This is a genomic window from Streptomyces sp. NPDC048441, assembly GCF_043200235.1.
Lineage (GTDB): Bacteria > Actinomycetota > Actinomycetes > Streptomycetales > Streptomycetaceae > Streptomyces.
In genome coordinates this window covers 125,681-139,709 of the sequence record NZ_JBICXM010000003.1, presented here as the reverse complement: position 1 = coordinate 139,709, position 14,029 = coordinate 125,681, and the positions used below count along the sequence as shown (strand labels likewise).

14 protein-coding genes are annotated in these 14,029 nt (G+C 69.9%); 10 read left to right on the top strand and 4 right to left on the bottom strand.

All coding sequences use genetic code 11. The features are described from left to right. Positions 1-31: 31 nt before the first annotated feature. Complete coding sequence (gene sigJ, locus ACGFSB_RS08565; RefSeq protein ID WP_393396130.1) at positions 32-979, bottom strand: RNA polymerase sigma factor SigJ; 948 nt, start codon at positions 977-979, stop codon at positions 32-34. Between the two features lie 276 nt (positions 980-1,255). Between sigJ and ACGFSB_RS08560 the strand changes: the two genes are divergently transcribed. The 3 genes from ACGFSB_RS08560 (at position 1,256) to ACGFSB_RS08550 (ending at position 3,382) form a co-directional block, all read left to right on the top strand. Next, positions 1,256-1,930, top strand: coding sequence for a chitinase (locus tag ACGFSB_RS08560; RefSeq protein ID WP_393396127.1), 675 nt, complete (start codon positions 1,256-1,258; stop codon positions 1,928-1,930). A gap of 32 nt (positions 1,931-1,962) precedes the next feature. Next, positions 1,963-2,829 carry a DUF2797 domain-containing protein gene (locus ACGFSB_RS08555; RefSeq protein WP_393396124.1) on the top strand — a complete coding sequence of 289 codons (867 nt, stop codon included), beginning with the start codon at positions 1,963-1,965 and terminating at the stop codon, positions 2,827-2,829. 172 nt (positions 2,830-3,001) lie between these two features. Then, positions 3,002-3,382 carry an antibiotic biosynthesis monooxygenase family protein gene (locus ACGFSB_RS08550; RefSeq protein WP_393396121.1) on the top strand — a complete coding sequence of 127 codons (381 nt, stop codon included), beginning with the start codon at positions 3,002-3,004 and terminating at the stop codon, positions 3,380-3,382. A gap of 72 nt (positions 3,383-3,454) precedes the next feature. Here ACGFSB_RS08550 and ACGFSB_RS08545 read toward each other — a convergent pair whose 3' ends face one another. Further along, positions 3,455-3,619, bottom strand: a complete 165-nt coding sequence (locus tag ACGFSB_RS08545; RefSeq protein ID WP_393396118.1) for a hypothetical protein — start codon at positions 3,617-3,619, stop codon at positions 3,455-3,457. Positions 3,620-3,744: 125 nt separating this feature from the next. Between ACGFSB_RS08545 and ACGFSB_RS08540 the strand changes: the two genes are divergently transcribed. From ACGFSB_RS08540 to ACGFSB_RS08510, 7 genes are all read left to right on the top strand, one after another. Further along, on the top strand, positions 3,745-3,996 hold the full coding sequence (locus ACGFSB_RS08540) for a GntR family transcriptional regulator (protein WP_393396115.1): 252 nt from the start codon (positions 3,745-3,747) through the stop codon (positions 3,994-3,996). A gap of 90 nt (positions 3,997-4,086) precedes the next feature. Next, the gene (locus ACGFSB_RS08535; protein ID WP_393396112.1) at positions 4,087-4,848 is read left to right on the top strand and encodes a response regulator transcription factor; all 762 of its coding nucleotides are present in this window, start codon (positions 4,087-4,089) and stop codon (positions 4,846-4,848) included. Next, positions 4,845-6,422, top strand: a complete 1,578-nt coding sequence (locus ACGFSB_RS08530; RefSeq protein WP_393396109.1) for a sensor histidine kinase — start codon at positions 4,845-4,847, stop codon at positions 6,420-6,422. Before ACGFSB_RS08535 ends, ACGFSB_RS08530 begins: the two co-directional genes overlap by 4 nt. Before the next feature lie 26 nt (positions 6,423-6,448). Then, complete coding sequence (locus ACGFSB_RS08525) at positions 6,449-7,837, top strand: glycosyltransferase (protein ID WP_393396106.1); 1,389 nt, start codon at positions 6,449-6,451, stop codon at positions 7,835-7,837. After that, positions 7,834-9,978 carry an ArnT family glycosyltransferase gene (locus tag ACGFSB_RS08520; protein WP_393396103.1) on the top strand — a complete coding sequence of 715 codons (2,145 nt, stop codon included), beginning with the start codon at positions 7,834-7,836 and terminating at the stop codon, positions 9,976-9,978. The genes ACGFSB_RS08525 and ACGFSB_RS08520 overlap by 4 nt, the downstream gene beginning before the upstream one ends. A gap of 229 nt (positions 9,979-10,207) precedes the next feature. Beyond that, on the top strand, positions 10,208-11,725 hold the full coding sequence (locus tag ACGFSB_RS08515) for an MFS transporter (RefSeq protein WP_393396100.1): 1,518 nt from the start codon (positions 10,208-10,210) through the stop codon (positions 11,723-11,725). A 93-nt stretch (positions 11,726-11,818) separates the two neighbouring features. Beyond that, the gene (locus ACGFSB_RS08510; RefSeq protein ID WP_393396097.1) at positions 11,819-12,601 is read left to right on the top strand and encodes a TetR/AcrR family transcriptional regulator C-terminal domain-containing protein; all 783 of its coding nucleotides are present in this window, start codon (positions 11,819-11,821) and stop codon (positions 12,599-12,601) included. 39 nt (positions 12,602-12,640) lie between these two features. Here ACGFSB_RS08510 and ACGFSB_RS08505 read toward each other — a convergent pair whose 3' ends face one another. Continuing rightward, positions 12,641-13,102, bottom strand: a complete 462-nt coding sequence (locus tag ACGFSB_RS08505; protein WP_393396094.1) for a PPOX class F420-dependent oxidoreductase — start codon at positions 13,100-13,102, stop codon at positions 12,641-12,643. Between the two features lie 37 nt (positions 13,103-13,139). Continuing rightward, positions 13,140-13,967, bottom strand: coding sequence for a YceI family protein (locus tag ACGFSB_RS08500; RefSeq protein ID WP_393396091.1), 828 nt, complete (start codon positions 13,965-13,967; stop codon positions 13,140-13,142). Between the last annotated feature and the right edge of the window lie 62 nt (positions 13,968-14,029).

The following is a 14,029-nucleotide window of genomic DNA, read 5'->3' as shown; positions in this document are numbered from 1 at the left end:
GAAGGGTCGGAGTGAAGGTCGGAGTGAAGGGTCAGAACGCGTTGAACAACGGCTTCCCGTGCTCCGTGGCCGCCCACTGCCGCGTTACGCGTTCGAGCTTGTCGGGGTTGACCTGATTGCGGAGCGCGACGATGCCGTCGGCGGTGACCTCCAGGCACATGACGCCGATGACCCTCCCGTCGAGGACCATCACGACGGCCGGGTCGCCGTTGACTGACGTGGCGTAGACCTCGGGCGAGCCGCCGGCGATGGCGCGCTTGGACTCGCCGGGTTTGAACAGGCCCCGGATGAACGTCGCGACCGCGAGGGCGCCTTCGAACGCCTTGGCGCGGGCCGGGACCTTCCCGCCGCCGTCGCCGATCGAGATGGCGTCCCCGGCGAGCAGCCGCACGAGCGGCTCGGTCCTGCCGCTGGTGGCGGCCTCGAGGAACTCCTCGACGATCCGCCGGGCGGCGGCTTCGTCGATCTCGGTGGTACGGGCCTTGCCGTCCGCGATGTGCTTCTTGGCACGGTGGAAGGTCTGCTGGCAAGAGGCCTCGGTGATGTCGAGGATCTCCGCGATCTCCCGGTGCGGGTAGCCGAAGGCCTCGCGCAGCACGTACACCACACGCTCGTTGGGGGCGAGACGCTCCATGAGGGCGAGCACCGCGTACGAGACCGACTCGCGCTGCTCGGCTGTGTCTGCGGGGCCGAGCATCGTGTCCCCGGTGAGCAGCGGCTCGGGCAGCCATTGGCCCACATAGGTCTCGCGCCGGACGCGGGCCGATGTGAGCTGGTTGAGGCACAGGTTGGTGAGGACCTTCGTCAGCCAGGCCTCGGGGACCTCGATGCGGTCGACGTCGGCGGCCTGCCAGCGCAGGAACGCCTCCTGTACGGCGTCCTCGGCATCGCTCGCGGAGCCGAGCAGGCGGTAGGCGATGGCCTCCAGGCGGGGGATGGAGGCCTCGAACCGGTCCACGTCGCTCATGGTCAGGGGCATGACTCGGATCCTAGTCGCGCCGGTGTGCGCCGGACGAGGGCGATATTGAGATGCGATGTTGACATGCTCGGCACAATGGTCCGGACCAATCCCCCCTCGGGGATGGCGGCGTCCGAGGAGAGTGATGACCCGGTGTGGAGAACGCTGAGAACGCTGAGAGTGTTGAGGACGCCGACAGCGTTGAGGACGCTGACAGCGTTGAGGACGCCGAGAGTGTTAAGGACACTGAGTGGGCAAGTCCTGGGCGTTCTGGTCGCGTTGGCGGTGCTCTGTGGCGTGAGCGGGGCCACCGCTGTCGCGGTGCCCGGTACCGCCGCCGAAGCGCCGGGCAAGGCGAAGTTCGTCGTCAGTGAGGCTCAGTTCGAGCGGATGTTCCCTGAGCGGGACCCCTTCTTCACGTACGACGGTCTCGTCGAGGCCACCCGTGCCTATCCGGAGTTCGCGCGGACGGGGAGCAAGGCGGTGCGGAGGCAGGAAGCCGCCGCCTTCCTGGCCAACGTCAGTCATGAGACCGGGGGCCTGTTCTATGTCGTGGCTCAGGACGAGTCGACGTACCCCGTCTTCTGCGACAAGACCCAGCCCTATGGATGCCCGGCCGGGGAAGCCGCGTACTACGGGCGCGGCGCGATCATGCTGAGCTGGAACTTCAACTACAAGGCGGCCGGAGACGCGCTGGGGATCGACCTGCTCAATGATCCGTGGCTGGTGGAGCGCGATCCGAAGGTGGCCTGGATGACAGCCCTTTGGTACTGGAACACCCAGACCGGGATGGGCACCGTCACCGGGCACGAGGCCATGCTGCGGAAGAAGGGGTTCGGCGAGACCATCCGCAGTCTCAACGGGCCCGAGTGCGACGGAGGGCGGCCCGAGCAGGTGAAGCACCGGGTCGGGCTCTATCGGGAGTTCGTGCGGGTGTTGCATGTCGCCCCCGGGCGGCACCTGAGCTGCTGAGACCCGGAGCGGGGCTGCGTAAGACTGTCCCTATGGAGTGGCGTAGTGCGGGGTTGAGCTGGACGGACGCGGCGAGGCCCGTGCTCGTTTGGGAGCGGGGGGACGTCAGCCCGCTGGTCGTGGGGCGGCAGGTGGGCTTCCGGGCCCTCGGTCGGCGGGAGTGCGTGGGGGCCCGGGGGAATCCCTGTCCGGTCGCGGCTGGCGTGCCGGGGCGGGGGACGCAGGCCCGGTGTGCCGAGTGCGCCAGGCTCGACCGGGCGCACTCGGTGGCCGCCGACACCATCGCCGACGATCCGCGCACCTACCGGGTCTACCTCGCGTGGTTCGGGGTGGGGATGGTGAAGGTCGGGATCACCCGTGAGGAGCGCGGCTCGGCTCGGCTGCTTGAGCAGGGGGCCGTGGCCTTCGTCTGGCTGGGGCGCGGGCCCCTGATGGCGGCGCGGCGGGCCGAGGAGGTGCTGCGGGTCGCCCTCGGGGTGCCGGACCGGATCTCGTACGCCAGGAAGCGCGCCGTCAGGGCCGGCCTGCCGGGGGTGGACGAACGGCGGCGTGAGCTGGAGCGGATGCATGGCGCTGCCCTCGCGCTTCCGGGGTGGCCCGAGTCGCTTGAGCGGATGTACCTGGAAGATCACGCCCTCGGGGATCACGGTGAGGTGTTCGGGGTTGAACGGTTGGCGGGCGTGGGCGGGTTCGCCGTCACCGAGCTTGTCGACGGTGGGGTGGTTCTTGGGGAACTCGTCGCCGTGGCCGGGCCCGATCTCTGTCTCGACGACGGCGGGCGGCTGATCGTCCTCGACAGCCGACTGCTGCGGGGGTGGCGGCTCGAAGGGGCGCGGGGAGCGGACCGTACGACGGTTCCTGTACGGGAGGTGCCTGTCGTACAGGGCGGGCTCTTCTGAGCGGGGGGCTGGGGGCTGGGTGCCGGGAGCCGGGGGCCGAGGGTCGGGGTCCGGGTCTGCGGGCCGCTGGGTTCGAGGTGGAGCTGACCGGATGGTCAAGTCTGGCTGCCTGTATGGCAATGAAGGCGGGGAAGGGTGGACAGGCGGGTGGGGCGCGGCCGAATCTGGGGACATGAGTGATCAGCCCGTGACGCCTGTCCCGCCCTTTCGGCCCGTCTTCGAACCGCCCTACTACGCCGTCGTGTTCACCTCTCTGATGGCCGACGTCGAAAACCGCGACGGCGATGGTGATGGCAGTGGCTACGACGAGACCGGCGCCCGCATGGACGAGCTCGTCGCCTCCGTGCCCGGTTTCCTGGGGATGGACTCCGCGCGGACGCCCGGCGGGCTCGGCATCACCGTCGGGTACTTCCGTGACGAGGACGCGATCAAGGAGTGGCGCGGCGACGCCGAGCACCGCACGGCGCAGAGGCGAGGGCGCGCCGAGTGGTACGAGAAGTACGTCGTGCATGTGGCCAAGGTGGAGCGGAGCTACGGCTTCGAGCGGGGGTAGGGAGCGGCCCTATTGCAAGGAAATCCCGGCGGCAGGCCGCGCCGCCCGGGATTTTCCTGCAACACAGACGGCTCAGCGCAACCTGAGGCCTCGGCTCTCGGCGACCCGCAACGCGTCCTGCAACGCCTCGGTCAAACGCTGTGCGAGGAAGTGGAGTTCACTCTCGGAGGCGTCGGCGAGCATGTCTCGGGCGTACGTGAGCAGTTCGCCGCCCATGCCGAGCTGGACGGATTCCATGGCGTCGGCGACCCGGGACCTCCGTCGCGGGGGTCCCTCTGCGTGTCGGTCTACCGTGGTCTACCGAGGTTTATTGGACTCTACTCCGGTCGCACGGTCTACCGCAGTGTTTTAGCGTCCACCGCATGAGTTCGGAACTCGATCGAACACGCCCCGTCTGGCGCCAGGTGGCTGCAGCCATCGCGTCCCGCATTGACGACCGCACCTACCCGGTAGGCGCCAGGGTGCCGTCCGTCGTGGAGCTGTCCGCCGAGTTCGGTATCGCGGCTTCGACGGCGCAGAAGGCTCTGGCGCACCTCAAGGCGGAAGGGCTCGTCCGAGCTGAGGTCGGCCTCGGCTCGTTCGTGGCCGATCGGCCCGAAGAGCCTGGGCCGTAGCCCAGAGCCTGGGCCGTAGGCCCCCGTTTCTCAGGGAATTCACAGGTTCCGGCAAGAGCTCTCTCAGGGCCGCGGCGCAGGCTGTGTGCCATGACTACGACCTCGCCCCAGGGGCGTACCGAACTGCTCAGGACGGACGGGAGCCCCGTTCGCGTACTCGTCGTCGACGACGAGGTGTCGCTGACCGAGCTGCTCTCCATGGCCCTGCGCTACGAGGGCTGGCAGATCCGCAGCGCGGGTGACGGTGCCGGTGCGGTGCGGGCCGCCCGCGCTTTCCGGCCCGATGCCGTGGTGCTCGACATGATGCTGCCCGACATGGACGGCCTCGCCGTGCTCGGACGGCTGCGGCGCGAGCTGCCCGATGTGCCGGTGCTCTTCCTGACGGCCAAGGACGCCGTCGAGGACCGGATCGCCGGGCTCACCGCCGGGGGCGACGACTACGTCACCAAGCCCTTCAGCCTGGAGGAAGTCGTCGCGCGCCTTCGCGGGCTCATCCGGCGTGCGGGGGCCTCCGACCGGCGTAGCGAATCCGTACTCGCCGTCGGCGACCTCACCCTCGACGAGGACAGCCACGAGGTGACCCGTGGCGGGGACTCCATCCATCTCACCGCCACCGAGTTCGAGCTGCTTCGCTATCTGATGCGCAACCCGCGGCGCGTGCTCAGCAAGGCGCAGATCCTCGACCGCGTCTGGAACTACGACTTCGGGGGCCAGGCCAACGTCGTCGAGCTCTACATCTCGTATCTGCGCAGGAAGCTCGACGCGGGGCGTGAGCCGATGATCCATACGCGCCGCGGTGCCGGGTACCTGATCAAGCCCGCGCCCGCGGTCGAGGGCGTAGCCGTCTCATGAAACGGCGGCGGCAGCCGCGTTCGCTGCGGACGCGGCTCGTCGTCTCGGCCGTCGCGCTGATCGCCGTCGTCTGCGCGGTGATCGGCACGGTGACGACCATCGCGCTGCGCTCGCACCTGTACGAGCAGCTGGACGGCTCGCTCGGTGCGGTCGCCATGCGTGCTTCAGGGCCGCTGCCCCAGCCGGGCGGCGGTGCCGGCGGCGGCAAGCTGCCCGAGGATTCGGGCGATCCGCTGCGGTTCGTCTCCAAGGGGCCCCAGGAGCTCGGCACCATCGGGGCCGTCGTCGAGAACGACGGCTCGGTCGGCCGGGCGCTGATCAGTGATGAGCCGGACAGCGGCAGCGGCAGCGTCGAGCCGCGGACCGAGCAGCTCGACACCGAGCAGGCTGCCGCGCTCGGCTCCGTGCCGCGTGACGAGCACGCGCACAACGTCGACATCCCCGACCGCGGCGAGTACCGCGTGCAGTACGCGACAGGACCCCACGGCGACTTCCTCATCGGGATTCCCACGACCAAGGTGCAGAACACTCTCAATACGCTGGTCATCGTCGAGGTCAGCGTCACCGCCGCGGGCCTCGTGGCGGCATCGCTCGCCGGTGCGGCCATGGTCGGCGTCGCGCTGCGCCCACTGCGCCGGGTCGCGGCGACCGCGACCCGGGTATCCGAACTACCCCTGCACAGCGGCGAGGTGACGCTCTACGAGCGCGTGCCCGACGCGGAGCCGAACACGGAGGTCGGCCAGGTGGGCGCCGCGCTCAACCGGATGCTCGACCATGTGCACTCCGCGCTGCACGCGCGTCAGGAGAGCGAGACGCGGGTACGGCAGTTCGTGGCGGATGCCAGTCATGAGCTGCGTACGCCGCTGGCCTCGATCCGTGGATACGCCGAACTGACGCGCCGGGGGCGGGAGTCGACAGGGCCCGATACGCGGCACGCGCTCGGCCGGATCGAATCCGAGGCGCAGCGGATGACAGGGCTGGTGGAGGATCTGCTGCTGCTCGCGCGGCTTGATGAGGGGCGGGATGTCGGGCGCTCCGGAACCGCCGGTGCGAGACTGCCGCTCACGTACGAGAGCACTGATCTCTCACCCCTCGTCGTGGACGCCGTGAGCGACGCCAGAGCGGCGGGGCTCGAACACCACTGGAGCCTCGAACTGCCGGACGAGCCCGCGATCGTCCTTGCCGACGCGGCCCGCCTCCACCAGGTCGTCGTCAACCTCCTGGCCAATGCCCGCACGCACACACCCCCGGGCACGAAGGTCACTGCCCGCGTGCTGCGGGACGCGGACGGCGGCGCCGTACGCCTGGAAGTCCAGGACGACGGCCCCGGCATCCCGCCCGCCCTGCTCCCCCACGTCTTCGAACGGTTCGCCCGCGGTGACGCCTCACGCTCCCGCACCGCCGGTTCCACCGGCCTGGGCCTCGCCCTGGTGCAGGCCATCGTGACGGCGCACGGCGGGAGCGTGACCGTGGAGAGCGTGCCGGGACGGACGGTGTTCGCGGTGACGCTGCCCGCGGCGTCCACCGAGGTCACGTACTCACAGCCCGGCCACAGGCTCACCACACAGGCCTGACAGACCACTTGGCGAATGTCGGTGTCATGCAAACCGACTCTTCCCCGGCGGACTCTTCCCCGGGCGGCGCTTGCTCGGTCCCTCTGCCGGCGCGGGCCCACCTTCCGGCCGCGTGGCGGGACGTACCCGTCCTGGACATCGTGATCCCCGTCTACAACGAGGAGAAGGATCTCCGGCCGTGTGTGCGGCGCCTGCACGACCATCTCGTACGCACCTTCCCCTACCCCTTCCGCATCACCATCGCGGACAACGCGTCCACGGACCGCACCCCCGAGGTCGCGGCGCGGCTCGCCACGGCGAGCGAAGAGGTCCGGTACACGCGACTTGAGCAGAAGGGGCGCGGCCGTGCGCTGCGCGCCGTGTGGTCCGCTTCGGACGCCCCCGTCCTCGCCTACATGGACGTGGACCTGTCCACCGACCTCAACGCGCTGCTCCCGCTGGTGGCGCCGCTGATCTCCGGACACTCCGACCTGGCGATCGGCTCCCGGCTCGCGCGCAGCTCGCGTGTGGTGCGCGGCCCCAAGCGGGAGTTCATCTCCCGCGGCTACAACCTCATCCTGCGCAGCTCGCTGCACGCACGCTTCTCCGACGCCCAGTGCGGTTTCAAGGCGATCCGGGGCGATGTGGCGAAGGTGCTGCTGCCGCTGGTCGAGGACACGGGGTGGTTCTTCGACACGGAGATGCTGGTGCTCGCCGAGCGCGCGGGGCTCCGCATCCACGAGGTGCCGGTCGACTGGGTCGACGACCCGGACTCGACCGTCCACTTGGTCAGGACGGCCACGGATGATCTCAAGGGGGTGTGGCGGGTGGGCAGGGCGCTCGCTGTCGGCGCGCTCCCGCTCGACCGCCTCGCGCGCCCCTTCGGGGACGACCCGCGTGACCGGCAGCTGACCGGCGTGCCGGGTGGCCTGGCCCGCCAGCTGGTCGGCTTCTGCGTGGTCGGCGCGCTCTCCACGCTCTTCTACCTCCTCCTCTACTCCGGCTTCCGTACGTTCTCGGGCTCCCAGGTGGCCAACGCACTGGCCCTCCTCGTGTCGGCGGTCGCCAACACCGCCGCGAACCGCCGCCTGACCTTCGGGGTACGGGGCCGCGACCGCGCGATGCGCCACCAGGCACAGGGCCTCGTCGTCTTCGCCATCGGCCTGGCCCTGACCAGCGGCTCGCTCGCCGCCCTCGACGCGGCATCGATCGACGCGTCCCACGGCACGGAACTGGCGGTACTGATAGCCGCCAACCTCGCGGCGACGGTGCTGCGGTTCCTGCTCCTGCGGGCGTGGGTGTTCCCGGAGCGCCGCTACTCCGACGCGACATCGTCCGACGCGACATCGTCCGACGCGACATCGTCCGACGCCTCGTCCCCGTCCCCGTCCTCGTACGAGCTCACCTACACACGCGACCCCAGGAACGCCCGATGACGACAACTCCCCACGTGGCAACGCCACTTCACACAACGCCGGGTGAACACGAACACGCCCACCGGAGCCCGCGCCGCCTGCCCGCACGGCTGTGGCACGGCCGCCCCGACGATCCGCGCTGGGCGCGCCCCGCCTTCCTGGGGCTGCTGCTCGCGACGGCGGTCCTCTACTTCTGGAACCTCAGCGCCTCCGGTTACGCCAACTCCTTCTACTCCGCGGCCGTCCAGGCAGGCAGCCAGAGCTGGAAGGCGATGTTCTTCGGCTCGCTCGACGCGGGCAACGCGATCACCGTCGACAAGCCCCCGGCCTCTCTCTGGCCGATGGCACTCTCCGTACGCCTCTTCGGGCTCAACTCCTGGGCGGTGCTCGCCCCGCAGGTTCTCCTGGGCGTCGGGACGGTCGGTGTGCTCTACGCGGCCGTACGCCGCCGCTTCAGCCCGGCGGCCGGGTTCATCGCGGGAGCGGTCCTCGCTCTCACACCCGTAGCCGCGCTGATGTTCCGGTTCAACAACCCGGACGCGATCCTCGCCTTCCTGATGACCGTCACCGTGTACTGCGTGCTTCGCGCCCTGGAGCACGGCCGCACCAAGTGGCTGGTGTGGGCGGGCGTCGCGGTCGGCATCGCCTTCCTGGCCAAGACGCTGCAGGCGTTCCTGATCCTGCCGCCGCTCGCGGTCCTCTACGCGGTGTGCGCACCCGTGCGGCTGCGCAAGCGGTTCGGTCAACTCGCCCTCTCCGGGCTTGCGATGATCGCCGCCGGCGGTTGGTGGGTGGCCATCGTCGAACTGTGGCCCGCGTCATCGCGCCCGTACATCGGCGGCTCGCAGAACAACTCCTTCCTCGAGCTGACCTTCGGCTACAACGGCCTCGGCCGCATCAACGGGGAAGAGGCAGGCAGCGTCGGCGGTGGCGGTGGCGGCCGTGGCGGCGGCGGTGGCAGTCAGTGGGGTGAGACCGGCATCGGGCGGATGTTCAACTCCGAGGTGGGCAGCCAGATCTCCTGGCTCATCCCCGCCGCGCTGATCCTGCTCGTCGGCGGCATCATCCTGACCTGGAAGGCCCGCAGGACGGACACCACGCGCTCGGCGTTCGTGGCGTGGGGCAGTTCGCTCCTGATGACGGCGGCCGTCTTCAGCTTCATGGCGGGGATCTTCCACCAGTACTACACGATCGCCCTCGCCCCCTACATCGCCGCTCTGATCGGCATGGGCGCCACGGTCCTGTGGGAGGAGCGGGCCAAGTGGTGGGCGGGCGCGCTGCTCGGCGTGACCGTCGCGGGCACGGCGTGGTGGGGGTACACCCTGCTCGGCCGGACCTCGGACTACCTGCCGTGGCTGCGCTGGGCGGTGCTCGTGGTCGGCCTTGTGGGCGCGCTCGGCCTGCTGCTCGCGGCCCGGCTCGGGCGTCAACTCGCCCTCGCGGCCGTGGGACTGAGTTTCGCCGCGTCCGTGGCGGGGCCGGTCGCGTACACCCTCTCGACGGTGAACAGCGCGCACACGGGGTCGATCGTGACCGCGGGTCCCGCTTCGGCGGGGCGGATGGGCGGCGGTCCTGGTGGGGGCGGTCCTGGTGGCGGCGGTCCCGGTGGGGGAGGTAAGGGCGGGGGCGGCGGGATGCGGCCGCCCGGCCAGCAGGGCCAGCCGCCCGCCCAGCAGGGCCAGCCGCCTGGCCAGCAGGGCACCAACCCCCAGGGCAAGCAGCAGCAACGCACCATGCCCGGCGGCGCCGCCATGGCCGAGCGCGGCGGCATGGGCGGAGGCGGCGGCATGGGCGGCCTCCTCGACGGCGCCCAGGTCAGCGCCAAGGCGAAGAAGCTCCTGGAGGCGAATGCCGAGGACTACACCTGGTCGGCGGCTGCCATCGGCTCGCAGAACGCCGCGAGCTACCAACTGGCCACTGGCGACCCGGTGATGGCCATCGGCGGCTTCAACGGAAGCGACCCGTCCCCGACCCTCGCCCAGTTCAAGCAGTACGTCGAGGACGGAAAGGTCCACTACTTCATCTCGGGCGGCGGTATGGGAGGCGGCATGGGCGGCGACAGCGGCACCTCCTCCAAGATCACCTCCTGGGTGGAGGACACCTACAAGAAGGTCACGGTGGGCAGTGCGACCTTCTACGACCTGACGCAGCCGAAGGCCTGACCCAGCCGAAGAGCTGACACGACTCAAGAGCTGACACGACTCAAGAGCTGACACGACTCAAGAGCTGACGCAGCTCGAACGCATCGGGGCCGACCGCGACCAGCGGTCGGCCCCGATGCTGTTTTCACGCCCCCCGGAAAATCTCTTGTACGCCGTACAGGAGATGCTTTACGGTGTACATCACCAACCCCCCGTACACCGTATAAGTAGAGAAGAAGAAGGAGAGGGCATGACGGCAACGACGACCGCCGAGACCCCCACAGCCCCTCAGGGGCACCCCCAGCGCTGGCTGATCCTCGGCGTCATCTGCCTCGCTCAGCTCACCGTCCTCCTGGACAACACCGTCCTGAACGTCGCCATCCCCTCCCTCACCAAGGAATTGGACGCGTCCACGGCCGACATCCAGTGGATGATCAACGCCTACTCGCTCGTCCAGTCCGGCCTTCTGCTGACCGCGGGCAGCGCGTCCGACCGCTACGGCCGTAAGAAGATGCTCGCCGCGGGCCTCGCCCTCTTCGGCATCGGTTCGCTGGTCGCGGGCCTGGCCCAGTCATCGACGCAGCTCATCGCCGCCCGCGCGGGGATGGGCGTCGGCGGGGCGCTCCTGATCACCACCACGCTTGCCGTCGTCGTACAGATCTTCGACGACAGTGAACGGATGAAGGCGATCGGCCTCTGGTCGACCGTCAACTCCCTCGGTTTCGCGCTCGGCCCGCTGATGGGCGGGGTCATGCTCAACCACTTCTGGTGGGGCGCGATCTTCCTGATCAACATCCCGGTCGCGCTCATCGCGCTGGCAGCCGTCATCAAGCTGGTCCCGGAGTCCAAGAACCCCCAGGGCGACCGCCCCGACCTGCTCGGCGCGCTGCTCTCCACCATCGGCATGGCCTCGGTCGTGTACGCGATCATCTCGGGGCCCGAACACGGCTGGACATCGCCGCAGGTGCTCGTCGCCGCCGCGGTGGGCGTGGCCGTACTCGGCGGCTTCGTCTTCTGGGAGCTGCGCATCCCGCACCCGATGCTGGACATGCACTTCTTCCGCAACCAGCGTTTCATCGGGGCCGTCGCGGGCGCCATCCTGGTCGCCTTCGGCATGGGCGGCTCGCTGTTCCTGCTCACCCAGCACCTCCAGTTCGTTCTGGGATATGAGCCGTTGGAGGCAGGCCTTCGCACGGCACCGCTCGCGGTAACCGTCGTCGCACTCAACCTCACAGGCCTGGGCGCACGACTTCTAAAGAAGACGAGCACCCCTGCCACGATCGCCATCGGCATGACCCTGCTCTCCGCGGGCCTCGCCGCGATCGCCGTACTCGGCGGCGACAACTACGCCGGAATGCTGACCGGCCTCATCGTGATGGGCGCGGGCATCGCGCTCGCCATGCCCGCCATGGCCAACGCGATCATGAGCGCGATCCCGCCGGAGAAGGCGGGCGTGGGCGCGGGCGTCAACGGCACGCTCGCGGAGTTCGGCAACGGTCTCGGCGTGGCCGTGCTCGGCGCCGTCCTGAACTCACGCTTCGCCTCGCTCGTGACCGTCTCCGCGGTCTCACTGCCCGCGGCCCTCGCGGCGGCGGGGTCGGACGCCGAACGAACGAAGATCGCCGACGCGTTCTCATCCGGCCTGGAGACCAGTCAGCTGGTGGGCGCGGGGGCCGTGCTGCTCGGGGGCCTGCTGGCAGCCGCGTTGCTGAAGAGGGCGGAGAGGGCAGACTCTGCGGGGGCGGGCCCGGCGGCGCCGTCCGCATAGCATCGATGCCGGGCGGCGGCGGACTGGCTGATTCCGGTCTGTCGCCCGCCCTCGGAACACCGGTACAAGAGCTCAGGACCAGGAAGGTGCGCCATGGCGAAGGCAGCCGACCGCGCGAAGCGCCTCGCGCGTACCAGCGTCTGGCTGGAGGGCAAGGCCCCCCGGAACGGCGCGGGCCGCAAGAGTGATCAGCCGACGGGCCTGGACCGTGACCGCATCACCGAGGCCACGGTCCGTCTCCTCGACGAGGAGGGCCTCGCCAAGTTCTCCATGCGACGCCTGGCGGCGGACCTGAACGTCACGGCGATGTCCGTGTACTGGTACGTCGACACCAAGGACGACCTCCTCGAACTGGCCCTGGACGCGGCCGCCGGCGAGATGACGCTGCCGGACCCGGAGTCCGTGACAGCCGAGCGGTGGCGTGCGGCACTTCGCGAACTCGCCGAGGAGTACCGGGGGCTGCTGGTCCGGCACGCCTGGGTGTCACCGCTGGTCGGCAACTACCTCAACATCGGCCCGAACTGGCTCAAGTTCGCGCTGACCGTACAGGGGGTGGTGCGCGAGACCGGCCTGCCGACGGAGAAGCAGGCGGGCGCGATCGCCGCGGTCTTCCAGTTCGTGTACGGATTCGGCACCGTGCAGGGCCACTACATCGCGCGGTGCGCCGCGGCGGGTCTGACCCCCGGGGAGTACTTCAAGGAGGCCATGGGCGCCGTCAACGCCCATCCGGGCATGGAGGAGACCTTGCACAGCGCCTCCGACATGATGGAGGCGCGGGGCGGGAGCACGGTCGAGGAGATGTGGGAGCTGGACTTCGCGGTCGCGCTCGACCTGCTGGTGGCGGGCATCGAAGCAATGCTGCGTCCGGGCCGCTAGGCCGTACGCCCGCCCGTACGCCCTTAAGCCCGTACGTCCTTACGGTTTAGCCGCCGGGAAGCCCCCGGTGGCCACCGGTCCCCACCGCTCCGGAGTGATCCGGATGATGGACTTGCCCTGCTTCAGCATCGCCTCGCGGTACTCGTCCCAGTCCGGGTGCTCACCGGAGATGTTCCGGAAGTACTCGACGAGCGGCTCCACGGACTCCGGGGAGTCGACGACCTCGGCCGCCCCGTCGATCTGCACCCAGGGCCCGTTCCACTCGTCGCTCAGCACAATGATGCTGACCTGCGGATTCCGCTTCGCGTTCCGCGTCTTGGCCCGCTCGGGGTAGGTGGACACCACGATCCGCCCGGAGTCATCGACCCCACAGGTCAGAGGCGACCCCTGTGGGGTGCTGTCCGCACGGGCGGTGAGCAGGATGGCGCGATGCCGGGGCCGGACGAAGTCCAGCAACTCATCGAGGGACACGGCGGTGTTGGTCGCGATGTGAGGTGCCATACGGGCACCCTACGTCCGGGCAGCGCCCTCCCACCCACTATCCCTGAGGCAACGACTCCCCCTGCACGGCCTGGATGTCCAACTCGACCCGCAAGGTGGTCCCGATCGCCGAGATCCCCGCCTGCACCACCTGGTTGTAGTTCATGGCGAAGTCCTCCCGCCGCAGCTCCACCGTGGCCCGGAAGGCCGCGCGAGTGCCGCCCCAGGGATCCGCACCCGTACCCAGGTAGCTGAGGTCCAGGTCGACCGGGCGTACGACACCGTGCATCTGGAGCTCGCCGTGGACCGTCCAGCGGTCAGGACCGGCGGGCGTCAGGCCCGACGACCGGTACACGAGCTCCGGGTACTGCTCCACGTCCAGGAAGTCGGGAGACTTCAGGTGGCCGTCCCGCATTCCGTTCCCCGTGTCGATGGAGGCCGACTTGATGACCGCCTCGACCCGAGACTTCTCCATGTCCCCGTCGGCCCCGGCGATCTCCACGTGCCCGCCGAAGTCGGTGAACCGGCCGTGCACGCTGGTGATCCCCAGGTGCTGGGCGACCGCGCCCACCGTCGAGTGCGCCGGGTCGATGGTCCAGGGCCCCGGCGGCGGCAGCTCCGTACCGCCCTGCCGGGCGAGGACGATGTTGCCCACCTCCGCACGGCCGCTCGCCGTGACGAGCGCGGTCGAGGCCACGGGCGCGTAGCCGACCGCGGTGACGATCACGGTGTAGGGGCCGGGAGGAAGATCCGTCGCGTCGCGTACCGCACCTTCCCCGTCCGCCGCCGCGCGCAGCACCTGCGCGCCTGTCATGTCCGTCAGGGTGACGACGGCGTGCGACACCGCCCACCCGTCACGCGTCCGGATCCGAGCGCTGAGTCCCATCCCGTTTTTCTCCTTGCCGAGCTCAAAAAGAGTGCGGCCCCCGGCGGCGGTGACACGGCCGT